This window comes from Streptosporangium sp. NPDC002544 (assembly GCF_040295965.1).
Lineage (GTDB): Bacteria > Actinomycetota > Actinomycetes > Streptosporangiales > Streptosporangiaceae > Streptosporangium.
Genome location: NZ_JBEOWJ010000041.1, coordinates 70,881 through 95,091, shown reverse-complemented (window position 1 = coordinate 95,091; position 24,211 = coordinate 70,881). Strand labels below are relative to the sequence as shown.

The window sequence follows — 24,211 nt, the reverse complement described above, 5'->3', positions numbered from 1 at the left end:
TCACCGGTCATCGCGACCAGCCGGCCGCCCTCCTGCTCCGACCTGATCAGCGCGAGCTTGTCCTCGGGAGTCGCCTCGGCCAGGAAGTCGTCCACTCCCGCCTCGTTGGCGATGGCCCCGGCCGTCAGCGGGTTGTCACCGGTGATCATGACGGTGCGGATGCCCATCCGGCGCATCTCGTCGAACCGCTCGCGCATGCCCTGCTTGACGACGTCCTTGAGATGAATGACCCCCAGCACCCGCGCCCTGCCGTCGGCGATCTCACCGACGACCAGCGGGGTGCCGCCGGAGCCGGAGACGGCGTCGACGATGCCTCCGACCGCCTCGACGGGATGGCCGCCGTGGTCGCGAATCCACTTCATCACGGCGGTGGCGGCGCCCTTCCGGACCTGGCGGCCTTCGAGGTCGACACCGCTCATCCGGGTCTGCGCGGTGAACCCGATCCACTGGGCGCGGGCGAGTTCTCCCGGCAGGCGCTCTCTCAGCCCGTGCTCCTGCTTGGCGTAGACCACGATGGAGCGGCCCTCGGGGGTCTCGTCGGCCAGGCTGGCCAGTTGTGCGGCCTCCGCCAGTTCGTCCGCGGAGACTCCGGAGGCGGTCAGGAACGCCGACGCCTGCCGGTTGCCCAGGGTGATGGTGCCGGTCTTGTCCAGCAGCAGGGTGTTGACGTCTCCTGCCGCCTCGACCGCGCGGCCGCTCATCGCGAGCACGTTGCGCTGGACCAGCCGGTCCATGCCGGCGATGCCGATGGCCGACAGCAGTGCCCCGATGGTGGTCGGGATGAGGCAGACCAGCAGCGCGACCAGCACGGTGCCGGTGACGCCGTCCGCGGTCAGGGCCGGCGAGTCCGGGACTCCGGGGTTCTGGGCCTTGGCGTAGATCGCCAGTGGCTGCATGGTCGCGGTGGTGACCAGGAAGATGATCGTCAGGGCGGCCAGCAGGATGTTGAGGGCGATCTCGTTGGGCGTCTTCTGCCGGCCGGCGCCCTCGACCAGGGCGATCATCCGGTCGATGAAGCTCTCGCCGGGTCGCTGGGTGATCTGGACGACGATCCGGTCGCTCAGCACCTTCGTGCCGCCGGTCACCGCCGAGCGGTCGCCGCCCGACTCACGAATGACCGGGGCGGACTCGCCGGTGATGGCCGACTCGTCCACCGAGGCGATGCCGTCGACCACGTCGCCGTCACCTGGGATGATCTCCCCGGCCTCCACCACGACGAAGTCTCCCCGCAGCAACTCGGGTGCCCCGACGACGTCCCACTCGGTGGAGTCGCGGCCACGCAGCCGCCGCGCCGTGGTGTCGCGCTTGGCAGCGCGCAACGTGGCCGCCTGCGCCTTGCCGCGCCCCTCGGCGACGGCCTCGGCCAGGTTGGCGAAGAGCACGGTCAGCCAGAGCCACACCACGGTGGCCCAGGCGAAGAACGAGGGGTCCACCACCGCGAGCGCCGTGGTGAAGGCCGCGCCGATCTCGACGATCAGCATCACCGGGTTGCGCCAGAGCGTGGCCGGATTGAGCTTCCTGATCGCCTCGGGCAGCGATGTGATCAGTTGCCTGGGGTGGAGGAGACCGCCGCCCACCCTGCCGTTCCCGGGGGTGGGGGTATGGCCCGGCATCTGAAACGTCCGGGTGAACATCACTGGAATCCCTCCGCGAGCGGGCCGAGTGCCAGGGCGGGCAGGAAGGTCAGCGCGACGAGGATCACCGTCACACCGACGACCATGCCGACGAACTGCGGCCGGTAGGTGGGCAGGGTGCCCGCTGATACGGGCACCGGTGCCTGCGCGGCCAGGGAGCCCGCCAGGGCGAGTACGAAGATGATCGGCAAGAACCTGCCGAAGGCCATGCACAGGCCGAGAGCCACGTCGTACCACGGCGTGTTGGCGGTGAGGCCGGCGAACGCGGAGCCGTTGTTGTTGGACGCGCTGGTGAAGGCGTACAGCACCTCGGAGAAGCCGTGCGGGCCAGTGTTGAGCATGCTCGCCCGCTGCTCGGCCGAGCCCATCGCCAGCGCCGTGCCGGTCAGCACCAGCACCGGTGTGACCAGGAAGTACATCGCGGCGAACTTGATCTCGCGGGCGCCGATCCGCTTGCCCAGGTACTCGGGGGTGCGGCCGACCATGAGCCCGGCCACGAATACCGCGATCACCGCGAGGACGAGCATGCCGTACAGGCCCGCGCCCGCGCCGCCGGGGGCGACCTCGCCCAGCATCATGTTGAACATCGTGATCATGCCGCCGAGCGCGGTGAACGAGTCGTGGGAGGAGTTCACCGCGCCGGTCGAGGTCAGGGTGGCGGCGGCGGCGAAGGTGGCGGAGTCGGGCACGCCGAAGCGCATGTCCTTGCCCTCCAGCGCGGCGCCCACCGCCTGCGGGACCGTGCCGCCGTGGGCGGTCTCCAGCCCGGTGAGCAGCGCGACGCCGGTCAGCGCCAGGATCCCCATGATCGCGACGATCGCGTAGCCCTGCCGCCTGTCTCCGACCATGCGGCCGAACGTGCGGGGCAGCGCGAACGGTATCAGCAAGATCGTGAAGATCTCCACCCAGTTGGTCCAGCTCGTGGCGTTCTCGAAGGGGTGCGCCGAGTTCGTGTTGTAGAACCCGCCGCCGTTGTTGCCGAGTTCCTTGATGATCTCCTGGCTGGCCACCGGGCCGCCGGTGATCGACTGGGTGCCGCCGGTCAGGGTGGTCACCTCGTGTGGGGAGGCGAGGTTCTGGACCAGTCCGCCCGCCAGCAGCACGACCGCGCCGACCAGGGCGATCGGCAGCAGGATGCGAAGGGTGCCGCGGACCAGGTCCACCCAGAAGTTGCCCAGTTCCCCGGTCTCCTTGCGGGCGAGACCGCGGACCAGGGCGATCGCCACCGCCATGCCCACCGCGGCGGACACGAAGTTCTGCACCGCCAGGCCGGACATCTGCACCAGGTGGCCCATGGTGGACTCACCGGAGTAGGCCTGCCAGTTGGTGTTGGTGACAAAGCTGACCGCGGTGTTCCACGCGACGTGGTCGGTCACCGGGGGGAAGCCCAGCGACAGGAACAGCTTGTCCTGCAGCCGTTGCAGTCCGTACAGGAACAGGACGGAGACCGCCGAGAACGCCAGCACGCTGCGGGCGTAGCCACCCCACCCCTGCTCGGCGTCCGGCCTGACGCCGATGAGCCGGTAGATCACCCGCTCGGGGGCGAGGTGCCTCCCGCCGGTGTAGACGCGGTACATGTAGCCGCCCAGCGGCCGGTGGACCAGCGCGAGGGCGACGACGAGGGATCCGATGAACAGGACTCCGGCCGTGGTCGACGACATTAGAAGCGCTCCGGAAACAGCAAGGCCACGACCATGAAGATCACCAGGCCGACGACCACGACCAGACCGGCGGCGTTGACGGTACTCACAGCCGTTCCACCGCCTTGACGACCAGCCCGAGGATCGCGAAGACCGCGATCGTCAGGGCGACGAAGATGACGTCTGCCATCCCCACTCCTCGCATCCGGGATTTGTTCTCACCACCGCCCGACGGGCAGGGCACATGCAAGGAAAGCGCTGTTTTCCGCGCTTATTGCGCCGCTTGACGGTTTCCATACGCCCCGGCACCCAGGCTTGACGCCTCCCCCACACGGGGCCCGGCATACCTTGACGACCGCTTGACACCCGATCACCGGCTCCCGCCGCCGTACGGGACGAGCGGGTGCCCCGGCCTCGGCGACGCGCCGTTCTCTCACCCGTGCCCCGGCCGTCAACCGCCGGGCGTCGCGCGAACGACCCCGTGGACGGGAGGCTCTTCTATGATCGGGAAGGTGGCTGCCCCGATCTCCCGCCCCAGTGCCCGGGTCCTGCTGGTCGACGACGACGACCGCCTCCTGCTGTTCCGGTTCCGGGCTCCCGCGCACTGGCCCGCCGAGCACTTCTGGGTCACCCCGGGCGGAGGGGTGCACGAGGGGGAGAGCCTGGCCGCCGCCGCGGTCCGCGAGCTGCGCGAGGAGACCGGGCTGGACGTCGCGGAGGAGCGGCTGGGGCCCGTCGTGGCCCGCACCTCCGGCCTCGCCGAGTTCGGCGACGTCCTGGTCGAGGCGACCGACTCGTTCTTCTTCCTGCGCGTCGACGGCCACACCGTCGACGTCTCGGGACAGGAGGAGCTGGAGCGCTCGCAGATCTCGGCGCACCGCTGGTGGCCGCACCGGGAGTTCCTGACCACCCGGGAGCTGGTCTTCCCCGTCAACCTGCCTGTCCTGCTGCCCGGCCTGCTGGCCGGGGACCTTCCCGCCGAACCGGTCCTACTGCCCTGGCGGAGCGGCGGATAGCCACCCCTGCCGTCTCCGGCGTCGTATCGCGTGCCGCCCCTCGGACACAAACCGGTCGCCGCGGCGTGGAGGAGGAGGTGATACGGCGGCCGGTCGAGCTCGCCACGGCCTCCTCCGCAGCGGATTCCTACCTGGGAGCGGGCGACAGATCGTTGTGATCACTCCTGTGATGCTTCCTCGTCACGTTCAAGATCACCTCCAGTCGGCCTCGCTCCCGACACCAGACGCGATGGCGACACACCCTCACGGGCGGTTCGGCCCGATCGGCGCCGCAATCTGTGGGCAGACCTCACAAATCGCGGGGCACTTGACCGGGTGTGCAGGGATATGAGGCGACTATGATGGCGATCATGGCTGAGCTGGAGCGCGTTCCCCCCGGTGTCGACCCCAACGTACCCAGCTCCGCACGGGTCTATGACTACCTGCTGGGCGGGAAAGACCACCTGGCCATCGACCGGGAGATCGGCGGCCGTTTGCTCGCGGTGGCCCCGGACACCAGGGCGGTGGCCAGAGCCAACCGAATGTTTCTGACCAGAGCAGTACGCCACGTCGCCGCCCGAGGGGTGAAGCAGTTCCTCGACCTCGGCACAGGCATCCCCACCTCGCCGAGCGTCCACGAGGTCGCGCGCCGGGTGGCTCCCGAGGCGCGTGTCGTCTACGTCGACTACGACCCGGTCGTCCAACGCCATGCCGAGGTCCTGCTGGCCAGCGAACCCGGCCTGACCACTCTGCGCGCCGACCTGCGCCGACCGGCGGAGATCCTCAACGACCCACAGGTCATCGAGCTGATCGACTTCGAGCAGCCAGTCGGGATCTTGATGGTCGCCGTGCTGCACTTCGTCATGGAAAGCGAGTCCCCGGCCGGCATCATCAAGCACTTCCGCGACCGGATGGCGCCCGGCAGCCACCTCATCCTGTCCCACACCATGGCCGAGAGCGCCCCAGAATCGATCAGACAGCTCAGCCTCGCCACCGCCGGCTCCCCCGCGCAGTCCGTCTTCCGCACGCACGAGCAGGTGCTACAGCTGTTCGACGGGTTCAAGCTGATCGAACCGGGCCTTATGCCCGTCCAGGACTGGCGGGTCCCCGGCGACGACGAGCCCGACATCCCGCTGTTGGACCAGGCGCCGAGGCTGCGCGTCGAAGGTGGCGTCGGACGGCTTGAGCACGCCCACCTCTAGCTAGCCATTCACGACTTGAGCTGGGGCTATGCGGTAACCAGACGGGCGCGTCTGTGGAACCACCGGGCTCGGGCCTGATGCCGGCGTCGCCAGGCTGACCAATGAGCGGCATGCAACAGCGAGGGTTTGGCCGGAGTCGCGGACCGTGGACTCATCACGAACCGAGCCGATGAGCTGCGGCATCACGCCAAGGCCGCCCCGCACGACCCGCCGCCATCGGCGGGTTTCCGCGCGTCGGACAGGATGCGCGGCAGGGTCGTCTTACCCGCGCCGTTCTCCCCGACCAGTGCCGACACGCGAGGCCGCCCGACCTCAAGAAGCCCTTGGGAGCTCAAGATGACCGAACGGGCTGCCGCGGGCGAACCGGTTACCTCGCGGGGTCCAGCACGAGCTTGCCGACGGTCTTGCGGGAGCGAAGGTCCTCATGCGCCTGCACCACATCGGTCAGCGCGTAGTCACCGCCCAACTGCGGCACCAGCCGACCGTCGGCGACCATCGCGAACAACTCGTCCATCGGCTCGCGCATCATCGGCGGCCGGTGGAAGCAGTCCGGTAGGAAGAAGCCGACCACCGACGTGGAGTTCGCCATCAGCTTGGACGGCAAGACCGGCGGTCGGGTGGTCCTGGAGGCCGAGCCGGAGGCGACCAGGCGGCCGAAGCCGGCCAGCGCGCCTAGCGTGGCATCGAAGACCTCCCCGCCGGTCATCTCCAGCACGATGTCGACCGGCTTGCCGTTGTTGGCCTCGATGATCCGCTCGGTCAGTCCCTCGGTCGGACTGGCGTCGATCGCCACGTCCACGCCCAGCTCGACGGCAAGGTCGCGTTTGTCGGCCGAGGACGCGGTACCGATGATCCGGCCGGCGCCCCACAGCTTGGCCAACTGGACGGCCAGCGAGCCGACTCCACCCGCGGCCGACATCACCAGCACGGACTCGCCCGGCCGCATGCGCGACGAGGTGCGCAGCAGGTGCCACGCGGTGACGCCCTGCAGAACCAGTGCCAGTGCGGCGGTGTCGGACACGCCGTCGGGCACGTCGAATGCCAGCCGCTCGTCGGCCAGGGCGTACTCAGCGTAGGCGCCGTCGACGCTCAACGCGACCACGCGGCGGCCGTCCTGTGCGCGGCCGACGACCTCGAAGCCGGGCACGAAGGGCAGCTTCTGCGGGGACGGAAAGGAATTCTCGGTCTGATCCGTGTCGGCGTAGTTGATGCCGGCGCGGTTCACCTTCACCAGCAGCTGGCCGTCAGCCGGGACCGGCTCCGGCAGGTCCACCACTTTGAGCACCTCGGGACCGCCGAACTCCCCGACCTGTACAGCACGCACCGATTGACTCCTTAGCGTAGGGTTTACGAACGATGCACTTTGCCGGGTGTGGCCCGGTCAATATGACTGTGTGATGTATGGCGAACAGTCAAAGAAATCAGGTGCAAAGGGCGCCGCCGCGTAAGTAATACCGGTCACTGATCCGAACCACGTTCTCGCAGCGCCCCTCCGTCACCGTAGCGTCGGTGGACCTCAGATCTGGAGATCTTGCCGGACGCGGTGGTGGGCAGCGCGTCGACGAACTGCACCGACTTGGGCACCTTGTACGCGGCGAGGCGAAGCCGCAACTGAGCAAGCACCGTGGCTTCGTCGATGCGAGCACGCGGATCAACGACGACCACGGCCTTGCCGACTTCGCCCCACTTCTCGTCCGGCACGCCGATCACGACGCAGGCGGAGACACCGTCGAGGCCGCGCAACAGGCCTTCGATCTCCGCGGGGTACACGTTCTCGCCGCCGGAGATGATCACGTTCTTGATCCGATCGACGATGAAGAAGTAACCGTCCTCATCAACGACGCCGACATCACCGGTCTGGAACCATCCCGCGTCGAAGACCTCGTCGGTGGCATCAGGTTGACCCCAGTAGCCACGCATCACGTTCGGGCCGCTGACCATGACTTCCCCCGGGACACCCTTGGGCACCTCTCGCCGATCGGCGTCGACGACCCGGACGTCGGTGAAGAACGAAGGCACGCCGGTGGATCCGGCTTTGATCTCCAGATGAGCGCGGTCGAGCATCAGCACTCCGGCAGCCGTCTCGGTAAGACCGTATCCCTGACCGAAGTTCAGTCCCCGGTCAAGGTAACGGCGGATCGTCGCCAGGCGTACCGGTGCGCCGCCGCACAAGAGGCGACGGATACTCGAGAGATCGGCCTCTGGCCAGCGCGGCCGACTGGCCATCGCCTCGAACATCGCGGGCACGCCGAACATGACTGTGATGCGCTCGCGCTCGATCAGGTCCAACACCGAATCCGGTTCGAACGAGGAGACGAGAACCGCCGTCCCGCCTTTGAGCAGGGTCGGCAGGCACATCATGCACAGTGCCGCGGCGTGGAAGAGCGGGGCCGCGATCAGCACTTTTTCATCGGTGGCCACATCGTTCTCGACAATGGTATTGAAGCAGTTCCAGGTGAGGTTGCCGTGCGTGAGCATGACGCCCTTGGGCTTTCCCGTAGTACCGGACGTGTACAGGATCACGCACAGGTCCTCGAGGCTGACGTGCTCGTCAGGTGGAACGTCTTCGCACACGGCGCTGTCGAGTTCGGTGCACGCCAGTGCCCGAACGCCATGCCGGTCCCTATCGAGTTCGGAGACTTTCTCCTTCATGGATTCGCCGTAGATGATCAACCTGGCCGCGCAGTCCGAGAGAAGGTCGTCGACCTCTCCGGCGGTGAGCCTGAAATTCAGCGGCACGAACACCGCGCCGAGCAACCCGGTCGCAAACAGCACTTCGAGGTAGGACGGGTGATTCGGACCGAGATAGGCGACCCGGTCGCCCCGGCGAACGCCGAGCGCACGCATTCGGCCCGCCAGCGCGGCGACCCGCTCATCGAGCTCGGCGTAGGTGATGGCCTGGTCCTCGTACCGGACCGCCACGTTCGCCGCGCTCATCCGGGCCCGCCTGGCAGGCCAGGCACCTAAACCTTGGTGTCGCATCTTTGCCTCCGAGTGACTCCCGGTCCCGACCGGCGGGCGGGCATCGCCAGCGGGATTTCAGGGTTTGTGATCTTTGCGTGAAGTCCGTTTATGCCTAATACATCGAGAGCGTTTGTGTATCGCACGAGTGCTCACTCTCCGTTTTCAGCACGATTCAGCGAAAAGAGACCAGCGGTGATGAAATGCAGTCATAGCGTCTTTTCAAGCCACTCCTGGATCACGCGACTGGTCTGCTCGGAATCGGCCCCGACCATGGTGAAATGGTCGGATCGCACGGACCGGAGAGCGTGTGTCGGCTCGAAGGGCGTGGCCACCCAGCGGCCGGAATCCTGGTCATCTTGCGTGAACGGCTTGGCGGCCTGGACGAACAGAACCGGCGCGGTGATCGGGTCGAACCGTAGCTCGGACATAACGGCCAGCCAGCGCCCCATGGCAGAGAGCCGGTCGCCGGTGATCGCGCCGAAGGTCGGCTCGACCGAGAACATCCGCCGCAGTACTTGATCGAGGGGGACCGACGGGTCGCCGAGTCTGAACGTGTCGAGAAGAACCACTGCGGCCGGTCGGATTTGCAGCTTGGTCTCCAGGTAGTCGGCGGTGGCATAGGCAAGCGCCCCGCCGGAGGAATAGCCGAGCAGTACGAACGGGTCACCCGCGCTGACCCGCCGCACGCTTTCCGCTACCGCAGCGACCGCGACTTCGCCGGTGGCGGGCAGTTTTTCGGCCGACTCGAATCCTGGCAACGGCACCGCCGACATGCGCATGACGCCCTGGAAATGCGCGGCGAGCCGCGCGTGCTGGTGAACGGCACCGTCGGCCATTGGTGAACTCAAGGCGATCAGCCGAACGCCGGGCGGTCCCTCCGCCAACGTCATCGGCGTCGGCAACGAGCCGAGATCCGCGACGGACGCGAAGGACGGCCGGAGATCGGCAACCGCACGCATGAGGCCGAAGGCTTCGGTGACCTTCCCTGCGTCCACGGCCTGCCGAACCAGCGAAAAGACCAAGTCATCGCCATGATGATCCATTGTGGACACGTCTGTCCTGGTCACGCTCGCGTCCGGCTGCTCGACCATGGCGCGGCGCACCAGATCGGCCAGCCTGGCGGGAGTCCTGCTCTCGAACACGGCCATCGAAGCCAGCTTCAAGCCGGTGACCTGGTTGAGCCGGTTACGCAACTCCATCGCCGACAGCGAGTCGAATCCGCTTTGCAGGAATTCCCGGTTCGGGTCCACTACGGATGGGTCACTGTGGCCCAGCACGGCAGCGGCATGAGAGCGCACCGTGTTCTCGATGAGCCGAACCTGTCCAGCCTCGTCGAGCTCTGCGAACTGTCGGCGCAACGAGCCCGCTGTGTCGGCTTCACTGGCTCCGGTCACGATGGTCCGCCTGTTCGACGGCCGAACGATGCCGTTCCATGCGGGTCTCGGCGAACCGCGCCGGAGTGCCGGGACGTTGACGCGCATCGCCCCGAGCAGCGCGGGACCCGCGGTGAGCACGGCGTCGAAGAGGCGAAGCCCATCCTCGTCGGACAACGCCTCGATGCCGCTGCGAAGAATCCGGTCGTGATCCACCGCAGTCATCGTGCCGGTCATGCCGGTATCCGATTCCCACAGTCCCCAGGCCACCGACACCGCCGGGAGTCCTCGAGCCCGCCGGTAGGCGGCCAGCCCGTCCAGATAGGCATTGGCCGCACCGTAATTGCCCTGGCCGGGGCTGCCGAGCAGGCCGGCGATCGAGGAGAAGAACACGAACATCTCCAGAGGACGGTCCAGGGTGAGTTCGTGTAGGTGCCATGCGGCATCGGCTTTGGCGCGTAGCACGGTGTCGAACCGGTCGGCGGTCAGCGAGCCGACCACACCGTCGTCGAGCAGCCCGGCGGCGTGAACCACCCCCGTCAGTGGGTGCTCGGCGGCTATACCGGCCAAGACATCGGCGAGGGCCGCACGGTCGCCCACGTCACAGGCGACGATGTTCACCGTTGCGCCGCAGTGGGCCAGCTCCTTGTGAAGCACGTCCGCACCGGGAGTGTCCGGTCCTCGCCGGGACAGCAGCAGCAGCTGACGCACTCCGTACTGCTGGACCAGGTGTTTGGCCAGCAGCCGGCCGAGGGTCCCGGTTCCGCCGGTGATCAGCACGGTGCCCGTGGGGTTCAGCGTCGCCGGTTCGTCGTCCACCGGCTGCCTGACCAGTCTGGGAACCAGGATCGTGCCGGAGCGGATGGCGAACTCGGTTTCCCCCGAGGGCAAGGTCGGCTCGAATGACGCCGGGTCGTCCGTATCGACAAGGAGGAATGAGTCCGGGTTCTCCTGCTGCGCCGAACGGACCAGACCCCACACCGCGGCTTGGGCCGGATCGGTGTCCTCGCCCTCCCGGATGGCCACCGCGTGGCTGGTAAGGACCACCAGCCCGGCCGCGCCGGGCGCCCGATCCCGCATCGTCGTGACGACCCTGGCAAGGACGCTCCGTAGGTCGCGCTCCGCACTCAGATCCAGCACGTCATGGTCGGACCGCGGACACCGGTCAGGGTCGACGACGGCCCAGTCCATCCGGAACAACGATTCCCGATACGCCGTGCCCGCGCCGGGAAGGCCGGCCGTGAGCCGGCGATGGATGAGGGATTCCACCTGCGCGACCGGAATGCCTTGGTCATCGGTGATGTCGAGGGCGAATCCCCCCGTTCCATCGCTGTCGGGGCGTAGGCACACCCGAAGTGCCGCCGCCCCGGTCGCGAACAGGCTCACGCCTCGCCACGCAAACGGCAGCAGCGGGCCGTCGGAGGGGCCGCTGAGCAACGCGGTCGGATGGAGTGCTCCGTCAAGCAGAGCGGGATGCAGCCAGAACCCGGACGATTCGTCGCGCGGTCCCTCCGGGAGTTCCACCTCGGCGAACAATTCGGAACCGCGCTGCCAGACCACACGCAAGGTGCGAAACATCGGCCCGTGCGCCACACCGACATCGACGAGGGACTGGTACACGGTACTTGGATCCACCGCCTGCGCCCCCTCCGGTGGCCATGCGGACAGGGCGAATCCGGGGGAGGTCGTATCCGGGCCGAGTTCTCCGGTCGCGTGCTTCGTCCATGACTCGCGACCTTCGATCCTGGAATAGATGATGAACGTGAGACACTCGTCCCGCTCGTCGCCGACGCGAACCTGCACCTGAACAGCGCCGTGATCGGGAACCACCAGGGGAGAGAGCACCAACAGCTCGTTGACCCGCCCGCGGCCGAAGCGGTCGCCGACCTGAATCGCCAGTTCCAGCAATGCTGTTCCCGGGACCACCACCGTGCCGTTCACGCGATGATCGTCCAGCCAGGCCAGTTCGGCCAGGGAAATCCGGCCGGTGAACACCGAGCCGTCGTGGCCTGGATCTTCGACGAGGGCCGATACCAACGGGTGTGTGAGGCCCTGCTGGCCGAGACCGGCCGCCCGTGGCCGCGCCGCGCCGCCAAGCCAGTAACGACTGCGTTGGAACGGATAGGTAGGCAGGTCTATCCGCCGTGCTCCGCTGCCGTCGAACAAGCTCGCCCAGTCGACGGCCAGGCCGCGCACGTAGCCTTCAGCCGCCGAGGTCAGGAATCGTCGCACACCGCCCTTGTCACGGCACAGTGTGCCCACGGCCGATCCGGCTTCGCCCACCGTTTCCCGGATCGACGGAACGAGCACGGGATGCGAGCTGATCTCGATGAAGTGCCCGAATCCCGCTGACACCAGGGTTTTCACGGTCGAAGCGAACTGGACGGGCTGGCGCAGGTTGTCGTACCAATAGTCGGCGCCGGCTTCCGGTCCGCGCATCACCGCGCCGGTCACCGTGGAATACCAGGGAATGTCCACCGGTCGCGGGCTGATGCCGGACAGCTCTTCCAGCAGCCGGTCGCGGAGGGGCTCGACGGACGCGGAGTGCGACGGAAAGCTGGCCGGGATGACGCTGGCCCGCATGCCTTCTGCTCGGTACTCCTCGGCCAGTTCGGTGATGGCGTCTGCACCTCCGGCCAGGACCACCGAAGAAGGTCCGTTGTACGCGGCGATGCTCACACCGGGCCATCGGGAGATCCGTTGTTCGAGGTCCCAGGTCGACTCCACGGACAGCAACAGGCCGGTACCGATCAGCGACGAACACAGGAGCGCACGCCGTACGACTGTCCGGATCGCGTCGCGCAACGACAACGCGCCGGCGACGTACGCTGCGGCGATCTCCCCCTGGGAATGGCCGATCACGGCGTCGGGGGTGACACCGTGGGACTGCCACAGCCGGGCCAGCGAGACCATGATCGCGAACATGGTGGGCTGGAGGACATCGGGCCGCTGCAGGGCCGACTCGTCACCGAGGACCTCGATCAATGACCAATCGACGAACTCACTGAGTACCTTGTCGCACTCGACCATGGCATCCGCGAAAACCGGAGCGGAATCGAGCAGTTCGAGGCCCATACCGGCCCATTGCGCACCCTGGCCGGGAAAGACGAACACAGTCCGGCCAGGCACGTCCGCGCGACCGGTCACCGCCACGGCGGACGTCCCTTGGGCAACAGCGGCCAGTTCGGCGCGATCGGCGTCGACGATCACCGCACGATGCTCAAGGCTCGCCCGTGTCGAGACCAGTGAGTAGCCCATGTCCGCCGCGTCGACGCCCGCGTCCATGTCGGCGAGCAATCGTTCTGCCTGCGCTCTCAGTGCCTGCGGCGTCGACGCTGAGAGGATCAGTGGCACCGCCGCCAGCGGTGCCCGCGCTGTGGTCACATCGGCCTCGACCGGGGCCTGCTCCAGGATGATGTGCGCGTTCGTACCACTGATCCCGAACGCTGACACACCGGCGCGACGTGGCCGTCCGGTCACGGGCCACGGCACCGGCTCGGTGGCCAGACGCACCGCCCCCGCAGACCAGTCCACGTGCGGCGAAGGTTCATCCACATGCAGCGTCTTGGGCACCAGCCCGTGCTGGATCGCCAGGATCGTCTTGATCGTCCCGATGACACCGGCGGCGGCTTGGGTATGTCCGAGGTTCGACTTCACCGAACCCAGCAGCAACGGGCTGTCGCGGTCCTGCCCGTAGCCGGACAGGATCGCCCGCGCTTCGATCGGATCACCGAGCTTCGTGCCCGTGCCGTGCGCCTCGACCACGTCCACATCGGACGGTGAGAGCCCAGCGTCGGCCAATGCCCTGCGAATCACTTGTTGTTGCGCTGGGCCGCTCGGCGCGGTCAACCCGTTTGACCTGCCGTCCTGGTTGACGGCACTGCCCCTGATGACACCGAGCACCCGGTGACCGGCACGGTGAGCGTCCGAGAGACGTTCGAGGACGACCATTCCGACGGCTTCCGACCACCCGGTACCGTCCGCTGCGGCGGCGAAGGCCTTACACCGTCCATCGGAGGAGAGTGCCTGTTGCCGGGCGAACTCCGCGAAGGTAGCGGGAGTCGACATGACTGTGGCGCCGCCCACCAGCGCCAGCGAACACTCTCCGGAGCGTAGGGACTGTGCCGCGAGATGCAAGGCGACCAGCGACGACGAACACGCGGTGTCCACGGTGAGCGAAGGGCCGCGCAGCCCCAGTAGGTAGGAGATCCGGCCGGATGCGACACTGCTCGCGTTTCCGATCATCGCCCCGCCGTCGAAGCCCGGTGCCGCTTCCTGCCGGCTCGGCAGATAGTCCGACGCCATCATGCCGACGAATACGCCGGTCTCGCTGTCCTGCAGCGAGACCGGGTCGATCCGGGCGTGCTCCAGTGCCTCCCAGGCCGTTTCCAGCAACAGTCGCTGCTGCGGGTCCATGAGGGCGGCTTCCCGCGGCGAGATCCCGAAAAACTCGGCGTCGAACCAGGCGGCATCCGGAAGGAAGCCACCGCGTCGGACGTAAGAGGCGGCCGCGCCGAGGTCCCAGTCACGGTCGGCGGGAAAATCCCCGATCGCGTCCGCTCCCGCCACCAGCAGGTCCCACAGCTCGGCGGGAGAGGCGATACCGCCGGGCAACCGGCAACCCATGCCCACGACGGCAACGGGATCCTCGTCACCACGCCGGTGCGACCGTGACGTGATAACGCTGCCCGGAACACGGTGCTCGGCGCTGAGCAGGTCGGCCAAATGCCGGGCCAGCCGGCGGGGCGTTGGCAGGTCGAAGGCCACAGTCGTCGGCAGATCGCACCCCGTGGCCTCGACCAGTTCCATCCGCAGCTTGACAGCGGTCAGCGAGCGCAGGCCGTAGTCCGTGAAGACCTGGTCCGGCCCGATCGGATCGGACCGCCCGAGTACCGAGGCGACCTGAGCCCGAACCAGTTCCAGCGCCTGGGCGAAGCGCTCGGCGGGGCTGTGTGTCAGAAGTCGCTGAGCCCACGTCGACGTGGTTGCGGCACCGTCGTCGAGCATCGCGATGAGGCGGCTCTTCGCGATCTTTCCTGTCGGAGTGCAGGGTACTTCTTCGAGCAGGATCAGCTCAGCGGGCATCTTGTAGTCCGCCACTCCCTTGGCGGCCAGGTGCTCGGTGACCTCCCCCAAGGTGACCGACCCGCCGTCGCGCAGGCTGGCGACCAGGCATGGATACTCGCCGAGACGCTCGTCCGGGCGGCCGACAACGGCGACCTGCCGCAGACCTGGAAAGGTCGCGAGCAGTACCTCGACCTCCGTCGCGCTGAACTTCACCCCGCCGACATTGATCAGGTCCGCATCACGACCGCGGAACGCGACCGTGCCGTCCGCGTTCAGGCCGGCCCGGTCACCGGTCCGCAACCAGCCATCCGCTGTCAGCGCGGCACGTGTCAGCTCCGGCTCCGCCAGATACTCCTTGAACAAGGACCGGCCGCGGAACTGAAGTTCGCCGGTCTCACCCACGCCGCACAGCGTGCCGTTCTCCCCAACGACCCGCACCTCCCCCTCGGAGACCGGACGGCCGACACTCCTGATCGCCGTCTCAGGCGGATCGCCGGGCCGGGTGAACAGGCCCCCACCCAGCTCGGACATGCCCCAGTGCACGATCACCCGTGCCTTGGTGCGGCGGCGCGCCTCCTCGACGAGTGCGGCAGGAACAACCGCACCGCTGACCCGCATCTCCCGCAGCGTGAATCCGCTCGGGTCCTCCACTGTGCCCAGCCGTGACATGATGTCCCGGATCTGCGCGGGTACCGCGAAGAGCACCGTTGGCGCGGCGTGCCGGGTCAGTTGACCGAAGTGCTCGACGTCCCACCTGGGCAACAGCGCCTGCCTGCCGCCGGTGACCAGGCTGAGATGGATGGAAAGCAAGCCGAAAAGATGCGTGAACGGGCTGGCACTGACGATTTCGTCGGTGCGGAGTGCTTGGCCGTCAGCGGCGGTCGCGGCCGCGTTGGACAGCAGGCTGTCGTGGGTGTGCACGCAGATTTTCTGGCGTAGCGAGGTCGTCCCCGACGAGGGCAGGAACACGAATGGATCGTCCGGTGACACGCGCACAGGCAGCGGCGACGCTCCCTTCCACTGGCGCTTCACCGTCTCGATCCAGCCGACGTCGCCAACGGTGTCGTCCGGCTCTCCGGTCATCAGCACATGCCGCAGCGCTGATGAGCCCGTGCGAAGCTGCCGGGCGAGTTCGGCCCCGGATCGTCCCTGGTTGTCGGCCGGCACGACAATCGTTCCGGCGCCGGTGCGCTCGAGAAGCGAGCGCAGTTCCACCAGCCCGAGACCAAGGTGCAGCGGAAGCATCACCGCGCCCGCGGCGGCGATGGCAATGTGGAGAGTGAGGAAATCCCAGCTGTTGGGCAGATGGACAGCCACAACGTCGCCCGGCCCGACACCCGACTCCTGCAGCCCCCGGGCCAACGCGTCCGCGTCGTCACGCCATTGCCTCCAGGATCGGTATCCACCGTCGGCGAACACCGCCGGTTCGTCCTGCCCGATATCCGCGGCTGCGGCGAACAAGGAGGGAAGGGTGTAACGCATGTGCACTCCAAACGCGAATTCGAGTCCTGGCTCCTAGTGGGTTCCGACACCCTGACGGGTAGGCCCGGGTCGGCAGTCAGGGTCTCCAGCCGCCGTCGGGGATGTTCATTGTGAAAGCGCCACAGGCGAAGCTGAGTCCGAACGAGACGACCAATCCCTGCCCTGGCGGCCGGCGGGTCGGCTCCGCCAACATCAGCGGGACAGAACAACCAATGGTGTTCCCGTAGTCTCGCAACACCCGATACGACGAGCCGACGATGTCGTCCTCCGGCTGAACACCGAACTGTGCGCACAGTTCGTCCAGAATGCGAGTACTACCGGTATGCATGAGCAGCACCGCGGCCTCGCTGGGATCACGCAGCTTGCACTCGTCACTGTCCAGCACCCTCTTCAGGGTCTCACTGGCATAGAAGGCGCCACGCGGGGTGACGTCGGGGCTCAGCGTGTAGGCCCGTCGCCCGTACACCAGCGGGATGTCCGATCCGCCGTCCGGGACGGTGCCGAGTTCGGCGTCCGACGCCCGCTCGTTCGTCAGATTCGCCACCGGGCCGAACGACGGCCCGCCGCCCTGCGCACCGAAAACCATCGCCACGGCGGCATCCGCGAACAGGAACCCGTGCAGTACGTTCACGGTGCCCTGCCGGCCCTCCACATCCACCTCTGAGAAATGCGAGTAGAAGTCCGGCAGTTCAGGAGACAATGGCGTGATCGCGTCCATGAAGCACACAAGAACGTGTTGCTCGGGCCGGTAGTTCAGAAACCACCGCGCAGTGTCGACGGCCTTCGCCATCGAGGAACACCCCATGAACTCAATGCTCAGATTCGCCGCGGTCCGGGGAATTTCCGGTATCAGGGCGAACAGGTCGCACACGAGACTGGGCAGCAGCCGGGCGGGACTGCTGGACACGCCGAGCACGAGACCGATGGAGTCCATCGGCACGTCGGCCTTGGCCAAGCAGGTGCGCACGGCCCTGGCGGCCAGGGTGGACGCGGGGATGTCCAGTTCCGGCTCGGCGCCCCGGAAGAGGACATCCGGGTAGTTGCTCAAAATCGAGTGCCGCTTCTGGATACCCAGCTTGCTCAACATCGCCACAAGCCTGTCGGAAAGATGCCCGCGCCCGGCGGCGATCAGTTCGTCGGTCGAGTATTCGGGGCGCGGCAGTTCGGCGGCGACGGCAATGAGGTGGGGATCGACTTCGGTGGTCACGTTCATGAATTGGCTTCGCTTTCTTAGGACACCACTCTTGTGGACCTGATCGTCCGAGTCATCGCAACAAGCCAGGGTGTACATTACCCAAGGCCGGGGGCGAGGGTGGGAAAGTCCGGACCGCAGAAGAATCCACGGATCCGACGCGAGTACGGTCCCACATCACGCCCTCGTGCCCTGGTTCGAGAAGGTCGATGATTTCGGCCATGTAGTTGTCGATCGTATTCACGCCCAAGTGGGGTGGCCGGTTTCGACGTTGTCGATCGTGTTGCGCTGATCGAGTCTGCGGAAATCAAGCCGAGCTCGCCCCAGCAGGTTCTGGAGAGAAATGCCGTGCTTCCGATGACGCGAGCCGACGAGGCACGATTCCCTCTTTTTTCAGCCAGCACATGGCCGTCGCTCCGGCGCTTGCGGTGCCGCCCGCGCAGAAAGTCGACGATCTTTCGAAACATGAGGGATACTTCTTGCTGTCCGCTTGGTCAGTGAAGATTGAATTCTCGTTTGAGGATCTCGCTCACCGCTTCCGTTCCGGTGTCGTTGAGGTGCACCGGGTCGACGAAAAGCCAATCGTCGGAGTTGACGGAGAGCAACAGGGACTTGTTCATGTCCAGGAACGAGACGCCGCGGGTCTTGCATATCTCTTCTACCCGCTGCGCGTGTTCGGTGTAGACGGCTTCCGCGAACACGGGTTGAAAGCCGGCCCACATCTGCGCCCACATCCCTGTGTCGTCCTCTAGAAGGGCGGCCTCCTCGGCTGAGCGCTTCTTCCCGGTCCAGGAAAGTGTGGGCTGCAGAACGAAATGCACACGAGCACCCGTTGGCTCCGCCAGTTCGAGCAGACGGTCGAGATCCTTCAAGAGGAGACGAGTGGCGATCTCGACTCTTTCCTCCGCACTGGGCCCACTGGGCGCGTCCTCGGCCTTCTTGCTCTGCGGCCGGAGCAACCGTGCGATGCGAGACAGGGGGTTCTGGCTGGTGGAGTCTCGGCCGGGAATGTGCGAGACGTCCGTCCTGGCGACCTCCTGGCCGTTGAAATGGCCGAAGAACTCACCAGAGAAGAAGAACTGGCCGTAGTTTTCGGCCGCCCCGGGAAGCCCGGCGACGACGAGATTATTGAGACCCCCGTAGACGACGATGTCGCGAACCTCCGGCAGCAGGTGCCGGTTCAGGAGGAAAAGTACGACCTCCTGGGTCGAATTGAACGCAGGCGCAGCAAGGTTCAACCACGGTGTCCCGGTGTTGTTCTCCGACAGCAGGGAGGCCAGAGTCTTCTGATCGCACGTGGCACCGAAGCCGAAGGCGGAAGAACCGCCCATGACGAGACTGACCGGACCAGGGGGCAGATTTTCCTGCAGTGAGTACCGTTTCATGCCGCTCCGGGAGATACGGAAGCCGCCCGAGTCGGTGTTGATCACCGGAGAACTGTAGTTCAGCGCGTTGAAATACATGATGTACGGTAGCCAGGGTATTCCGCCCTTCGCGTACTTCTCGTACTGCGCCATCTGTGGCACTAATTCAGCGTAACGGTCCACCTGATCTCCTTACGACAAGATCTGCGGCTCAACAAAGTAGGAATTCCAGCAGAATTCTTACTCGTTTTCAGGCTTGTTCGGCGGTTTTGGCTATTGATCGGAAAACTGTGTGATCACCGCTGGAGTCAGCTCAATCCCCCCTTGGGGATGTCGCGATGACCGTCCAGTAGGTGACGGCCGTCCGGTCGAGCCGGCGGTGCAGCGGGTCTCGCACCACGCGGGTCACGAGGCCCCAGGGCAGGAAGACCCCTATGTAGAGCACGAACAAAAGAGCCGTCAGAACACTGCTGCGCAGCCAAGCCATCATCGTCTCCTCACCGGGGCATCAGTCGAGCGGGATCTCGCGTCGCCAGTCGTCTTCTTCGTGCCAGCGTGGTTGCGCGGTGCGGGCCAGCAGGAAGTTGCCGAGCACGAGCAGGTCGATCTCGGTCCGCATGAAGCAGCGGTAAGCGTCCTCAGGAGAGGCCACGATGGGTTCGCCGCGCACGTTGAACGAGGTGTTGACCAGCACCGAGCTGCCGGTTGCGGATTTGAAGTCGCTCAGCAGCCGGTGCAGGAGCGGATTGCTTTCGCCGTCGACGGTCTGGACCCGTGCTGAGTGGTCGACGTGGGTGACCGCCGGGATCCTGCTTCGCGTCACCTTGAGCCGTGTGGTGAGGTCAGCGCTTTCGCTGTCCGCCTTCTCGTCCTCGCCCGGTTCCAGTCGTTGCTGCTGTGCCACCGGGGCGACAATCAGCATGTACGGGCTGGGCTGCCCCAGATCGAAGTACTCCTTGGCGTCTTCGGCCAGCACCACCGGGGCGAACGGCCGGAACGACTCACGGAATTTGATCTTCAGGTTCATCTTCGACTGCATCTCCGGGTCACGCGCGTCGCCGAGGATGGACCGCGCCCCGAGCGCCCGGGGACCGAACTCCATCCGGCCCGAGAACCACCCGACGATCTTTCCCGACGCCAGTTCCGCTGCCACCCTGGCGGTCAGGTCACGCTCGTCGAGGCGGGTGTAGGGATACCCGCCGCTGTCGAGAAAACGCTGGATGTCTTCCGTGGCGTACGCGGGGCCGAGCAGCGAACCTCGCATCGCGTCCCGCCCCTGTGTCACATGGGCACGCCCACCGTCGTGCCGTGCCGCGAGCAGAGCGGCCCCCAGCGCTCCACCCGCGTCGCCGGCGGCGGGCTGCACCCAGATCTCGTCGAACAGCCCGCTGCTGGCGATCTTGCCGTTGGCCACGCAGTTCAACGCGACGCCCCCGGCCAGGCAGAGATTCGCCTCCCCGGTCATCTCGCGGGCGGTAGCGGCGAGATTCAGCATGATCTCCTCGGTGACCGACTGGACCGACGCGGCCAGATCGAACTCCCGCTGAGTCAGCCGGGCCTCCGGCAGCCGCCGAGGTCCGCCGAACAATTGCTCGAACGCACGACCGGTCATCACTTGACCGCGCAGGAACTCGAAGTAGCGGGTGTCGAGACGGAAGGACCCGTCCGCCTTCACATCGACCAGCTTCTCGCGGATCAGCGGAGCGAACACAGGCTGCCCGTAAGGCGCCAGACCCATGAGCTTGTACTCACCGGAGTCGACCTTGAACCCGCAGAAGTACGTGAACGCCGAATACAGCATCCCCAGCGAGTGCGGGAAGTTCAACTCCGCCACCTGGGTCAGCTGATCCTCGCGGCCATGCCACAAGGAAGTGGTCGTCCATTCACCGACCCCGTCGACCGTCAGCACCGCAGCGGACTGATACGGGCTGGGCAGGAACGCGGAGGCCGCGTGCGTCTCGTGATGACCGAAACAGACAACCCCGGGCGGCGAGCCCCGGCCAAGGTCGGCCAGCCGGGCCTGGACAGTCTCCGTCGTGCGGTACTTCCAGCTGAGCCACTCGGGAAGGACCCGACGGAACGAAGCCCACCCGTGCGGAGCCGAAGCGGCATACGTCGCCAGCACTCGCCGGAACTTCAGCTTCGGCTGCTCATAGTAGGCGACCGAGTCCAGATCGTTGAGGCGCACTCCGGCTTCGTCCAAGCAGTAGGACACCGCCCCGGCCGGGAAGCCGGGATCATGCCTCGTGCGGCTGAAGCGTTCTTCCTGGGCGGCTGCGACGATGTCACTGCCGCGGACCAATGCCGCCGCGCTGTCGTGATAGTAGGCCGACAGGCCGAGAACCGTTTTTGTCACCGGGCACCACCTTTCCGAGGCTGCTTGCGCCGGCCGACCGTCGCAAGGACTGACCGGGCCGTCGTGTAGATCTCCACACCCCGGCCCTCGGGCGGATTCAACGAGCGATATCCCAGCCTGATCCGCTCCCACACCTGACCCAGCTGGCCCTGATCGCCGCCGGACGGCATGTCCGCCAGGTAGCAGTCGATCGCGTCGGACGCCCACGCCGAGTGTCCCGTGGCGACGTTGTCGATCGTGTTGTGCAGATCCACGAACTGGGTGCTGAACCCGTACTCGCGCAGCGCGGTGCGTGCGGTGCGGTAGCTCCCACCGACGCCGGACAACTCCATCGCCAGGTTGAGCCCGAGAATCTCCGGGTGAAACGTCCGGGGGAACCGCGCGATGCTGAGCCAGTAGACCGGCAGCGCGAAGGACCGGTCATCGAACCCCGGCCACGCCGCGAACTCCGGCGAGGCGGTGTCCGGCAGGTCATATCCCATCTCGGCCAGCAACGCCCGGTAAATCCGCGGGTGGTTCAGATCGATGTCACCATTGCCCAGTTCATCCCAGTACGTACGGAAAAGGAACTGGCCGGCCTCCGATGAAGCGAGCCGGTAATCGGTGAACCCCTGCAACCACCCCCCATCGATCATGATCAGCGGTGCGAGCTGCAAGGTCGACCGGATCAGCTGCTCACGCGTCGGCAGGCCGTCCTCCGCCTGACTCACCTGCTCACTGTGACGATCGTGCTGATCCTCCAGCCAGCCGCGGAGCCCGCTCTCCTGATCCCAGCGCACCGGCAGCTGCCGCGACGCCTGATTCAGCCCGAACCGGCTCCGCGTGAGCCACCGGGTCGCGTAGACGTAGGCGTACCGACGCAACCCGGGAGTGTCGGTACGGGTGAGCAGCGCATGATAGGCGTCCCGCAACGTGGTCGGCTCGACCTCACCGGCCTGAGGTCCGGCGGCGGGCAGAACCGCTTGCCGCTTCGCGCCGGTCCGGAACCAGTTCCACTGAGCCACATGGAGATCCTCACGGTCATCCGAGCCGCATTCCTCCGTCGGCAACTGAGCGATCCACCGGCGCAACACCGCCAGCTCGTCCTCGGTGAACACCCGGAACATCGGCCCCTTCTCGCCGATCAGCCCACGCAGGAGCGGGCTGCGGTCAGGATGGCCGGGCCGGACCAGACCGCTGCCGGCCAGCGCGTCGAGAAAAGCCGCAGGACCCGCATCGACATCGGCGAACCACTCCGCGAGCGGTCGTCCTTCCAGCATGTACCGGCCGTGATAGACAGCCGCCTGGCGAGCTCGGGAGAACAACAACCGCCAGACGTCATAGTCAGGATGTCGCGCGAGCTTCATCTCACCCCGCAACCGAGCACACCACTGCCGCAGCTCATGCGCCGCCCAGCCGAACCCGAGCAGGAGGCGACGCGTCGTCTCTTCGCCTGTTTCATCGTTCGCCAGCAACGTCTTCGCCGCGTTCACCGAGCGATCCAGGGCACTCACCTGCTCACCCGGTCGCCGACCGCCCAGGTCGAGATCACCGGGTACGGTGTCATCGAACGTCGCGGGCGGCAGCGCCGCCAGAGGTGGCAACCAGCCCACCGCGCGCAAGAGGACATCGGCACCAAGCAACTCCGCGAAATACCGCCCGGGAAGCCGACTCATCGCCAGCAACAATGCAGGAAGCCGGAAACTGAAAGTTTCCACCTGCTCATTGGCCACCAACCGCAGCGGACTGGACTCCACCGCGACACGCCGCCGCGCCAGCAACGCCCGATAAACGCTCCCCCGGTCGGCATGCGGCGAACCGACTCCGATGTCAGTGGCATAAAGCGCGAGAACCTGCAAGGCAAGCTCCGTATCACCATTGGCCGAACTCGACATCCACTGCAGCCAAGCGCCACCGGCCAAGGCGAGAGGCGCCGAATTCAGCAGAACCCGCGCGACATCGACATCCGGTAACTCGACCCGAAAACGCGCGGCTTCCGCCGAACTCCACCGACCGGCATCGCCGACCAGCACGTCAAGCGATCCCGACAACGGCGCAGACGGCACCGCCGCGAGCGCCTCGTCGATCAACCGCGCCTCCACGCCGCCCAACGGCAGCGGACCTTCCGGGTCAAGCGCCCGCAGGTAAAGAGCCCGCACGTCGATCCGTGGCGCCGTCACAGTACTCGTCATGGGAGGCTCCCGATCAGAACATCGGGTAAATAGAGCCGTCGTCACGACGCTTACTGCGGCGACGCCGACGGAAGAACTCAACAATCCTGCGGATCATCAGGTACTCCTTTATCTTTACAGGACATCCCCAAAGTACGGCGCGAAATCGGCCCCGGCTGCGACGAGCAAAGGAGTGTCACAAGTGCGCGAGGCGAAGGACAGGGTGAGATGACGGCCGATCATTCCGGACCGGAGATATAGTGGTGAACAGCCTTATCAGTTCGGATTCTCGTGTGCTGCGGTCATCCGGCAGCCGCAGCGCTGAGAAAGGTAACATCAACCTCCGACATCGTCGCCGGCTGTTATCTGATAATTGGACATCCGGTTTGCGACCAAGGCAAGTAAGTCACCGTTACCATCCGGCTCCCCCACCGTTAGCGAAACTGGCGCCACGCACAGCGGATCGCCGGTCTCCGCGCTTCGCGGACTCAGCCGCGGCGCTCCCCGGGATCTTCGACTGACCCGTACGCCAGCCGAGGAGCCGGGCGTTCATTGATCACGGCCGGGCGCCGAGGCCATGCCGACCGGCTGGGGCCGCTATGTGGCTCTGTCCACATAGCCGTGGCTTGGGTTCGCGCCGGACAAGATGCTGCCGACGTCATCATGGGGTACGTGCCGCAGGTCGACGTCGTGGCCGCTGGATATCCCGTGCAGACGCTGGCAACGCTCGAGATCACGCAGGGCCGCCTCGAAGAGGTTTGCGACCTGTTGCTCAGCCTGCCGGGCGTGATC

At 66.6% G+C, this 24,211-nt stretch carries 14 protein-coding genes; 2 read left to right on the top strand and 12 right to left on the bottom strand.

Annotated features, from left to right (window positions below):
* The 3 genes from kdpB to kdpF form a co-directional block, all read right to left on the bottom strand.
* Positions 1–1,634: potassium-transporting ATPase subunit KdpB (kdpB, locus tag ABT061_RS41635; RefSeq protein ID WP_502991592.1), on the bottom strand; the 1,634-nt coding region annotated here is incomplete at its 3' end.
* Positions 1,634–3,295: a potassium-transporting ATPase subunit KdpA gene (gene kdpA, locus ABT061_RS41630; protein WP_350928670.1), complete on the bottom strand. Its 1,662-nt coding sequence runs from the start codon at positions 3,293–3,295 to the stop codon at positions 1,634–1,636. The genes kdpB and kdpA, both read right to left, overlap by 1 nt.
* A complete protein-coding gene (gene kdpF / locus ABT061_RS41625; protein ID WP_350928668.1) occupies positions 3,295–3,384 on the bottom strand; it encodes a K(+)-transporting ATPase subunit F in 90 nt (29 codons plus the stop codon). Before kdpF ends, kdpA begins: the two co-directional genes overlap by 1 nt.
* A gap of 402 nt (positions 3,385–3,786) precedes the next feature.
* Between kdpF and ABT061_RS41620 the strand changes: the two genes are divergently transcribed.
* Entirely contained in the window at positions 3,787–4,290 is a 504-nt protein-coding gene (locus tag ABT061_RS41620; RefSeq protein WP_350928666.1) for an NUDIX hydrolase, read from the top strand.
* A gap of 350 nt (positions 4,291–4,640) precedes the next feature.
* Positions 4,641–5,471, top strand: a complete 831-nt coding sequence (locus ABT061_RS41615) for an SAM-dependent methyltransferase (RefSeq protein ID WP_350928664.1) — start codon at positions 4,641–4,643, stop codon at positions 5,469–5,471.
* A gap of 182 nt (positions 5,472–5,653) precedes the next feature.
* Here ABT061_RS41615 and ABT061_RS41610 read toward each other — a convergent pair whose 3' ends face one another.
* The 9 genes from ABT061_RS41610 to ABT061_RS41570 all read right to left on the bottom strand — a co-directional run bounded on the left by ABT061_RS41610 (position 5,654) and on the right by ABT061_RS41570 (position 23,440).
* The gene (locus ABT061_RS41610; RefSeq protein WP_350961771.1) at positions 5,654–5,806 is read right to left on the bottom strand and encodes an ATP-binding cassette domain-containing protein; all 153 of its coding nucleotides are present in this window, start codon (positions 5,804–5,806) and stop codon (positions 5,654–5,656) included.
* Between the two features lie 32 nt (positions 5,807–5,838).
* On the bottom strand, positions 5,839–6,795 hold the full coding sequence (locus ABT061_RS41605; RefSeq protein ID WP_350928660.1) for a quinone oxidoreductase family protein: 957 nt from the start codon (positions 6,793–6,795) through the stop codon (positions 5,839–5,841).
* Between the two features lie 134 nt (positions 6,796–6,929).
* Entirely contained in the window at positions 6,930–8,408 is a 1,479-nt protein-coding gene (locus ABT061_RS41600; protein WP_350928658.1) for an acyl-CoA synthetase, read from the bottom strand.
* 233 nt (positions 8,409–8,641) lie between these two features.
* Positions 8,642–16,357: an SDR family NAD(P)-dependent oxidoreductase gene (locus ABT061_RS41595; protein WP_350928656.1), complete on the bottom strand. Its 7,716-nt coding sequence runs from the start codon at positions 16,355–16,357 to the stop codon at positions 8,642–8,644.
* 76 nt (positions 16,358–16,433) lie between these two features.
* Positions 16,434–17,570, bottom strand: a complete 1,137-nt coding sequence (locus tag ABT061_RS41590) for a 3-oxoacyl-[acyl-carrier-protein] synthase III C-terminal domain-containing protein (protein WP_350928654.1) — start codon at positions 17,568–17,570, stop codon at positions 16,434–16,436.
* A gap of 473 nt (positions 17,571–18,043) precedes the next feature.
* Positions 18,044–19,096, bottom strand: coding sequence for an SGNH/GDSL hydrolase family protein (locus ABT061_RS41585; RefSeq protein ID WP_350928652.1), 1,053 nt, complete (start codon positions 19,094–19,096; stop codon positions 18,044–18,046).
* Between the two features lie 130 nt (positions 19,097–19,226).
* Complete coding sequence (locus tag ABT061_RS41580) at positions 19,227–19,403, bottom strand: hypothetical protein (RefSeq protein WP_350928650.1); 177 nt, start codon at positions 19,401–19,403, stop codon at positions 19,227–19,229.
* A gap of 18 nt (positions 19,404–19,421) precedes the next feature.
* Positions 19,422–21,269 carry a carbamoyltransferase family protein gene (locus ABT061_RS41575; protein WP_350928679.1) on the bottom strand — a complete coding sequence of 616 codons (1,848 nt, stop codon included), beginning with the start codon at positions 21,267–21,269 and terminating at the stop codon, positions 19,422–19,424.
* Positions 21,266–23,440: an iron-containing redox enzyme family protein gene (locus ABT061_RS41570; RefSeq protein WP_350928648.1), complete on the bottom strand. Its 2,175-nt coding sequence runs from the start codon at positions 23,438–23,440 to the stop codon at positions 21,266–21,268. Before ABT061_RS41570 ends, ABT061_RS41575 begins: the two co-directional genes overlap by 4 nt.
* Positions 23,441–24,211 lie beyond the last annotated feature (771 nt).

What these genes read in the sequence shown, in the direction of transcription:
- kdpA (WP_350928670.1), bottom strand. Translation starts at nt 3,295, where the DNA reads ATGTCGTCGACCACGGCCGGAGTCCTGTTCATCGGATCCCTCGTCGTC.
- ABT061_RS41615 (WP_350928664.1), top strand. Translation starts at nt 4,641, where the DNA reads ATGGCTGAGCTGGAGCGCGTTCCCCCCGGTGTCGACCCCAACGTACCC.
- ABT061_RS41600 (WP_350928658.1), bottom strand. Translation starts at nt 8,408, where the DNA reads ATGAGCGCGGCGAACGTGGCGGTCCGGTACGAGGACCAGGCCATCACC.
- ABT061_RS41595 (WP_350928656.1), bottom strand. Translation starts at nt 16,357, where the DNA reads ATGCGTTACACCCTTCCCTCCTTGTTCGCCGCAGCCGCGGATATCGGG.
- ABT061_RS41590 (WP_350928654.1), bottom strand. Translation starts at nt 17,570, where the DNA reads ATGAACGTGACCACCGAAGTCGATCCCCACCTCATTGCCGTCGCCGCC.
- ABT061_RS41580 (WP_350928650.1), bottom strand. Translation starts at nt 19,403, where the DNA reads ATGATGGCTTGGCTGCGCAGCAGTGTTCTGACGGCTCTTTTGTTCGTG.
- ABT061_RS41570 (WP_350928648.1), bottom strand. Translation starts at nt 23,440, where the DNA reads ATGACGAGTACTGTGACGGCGCCACGGATCGACGTGCGGGCTCTTTAC.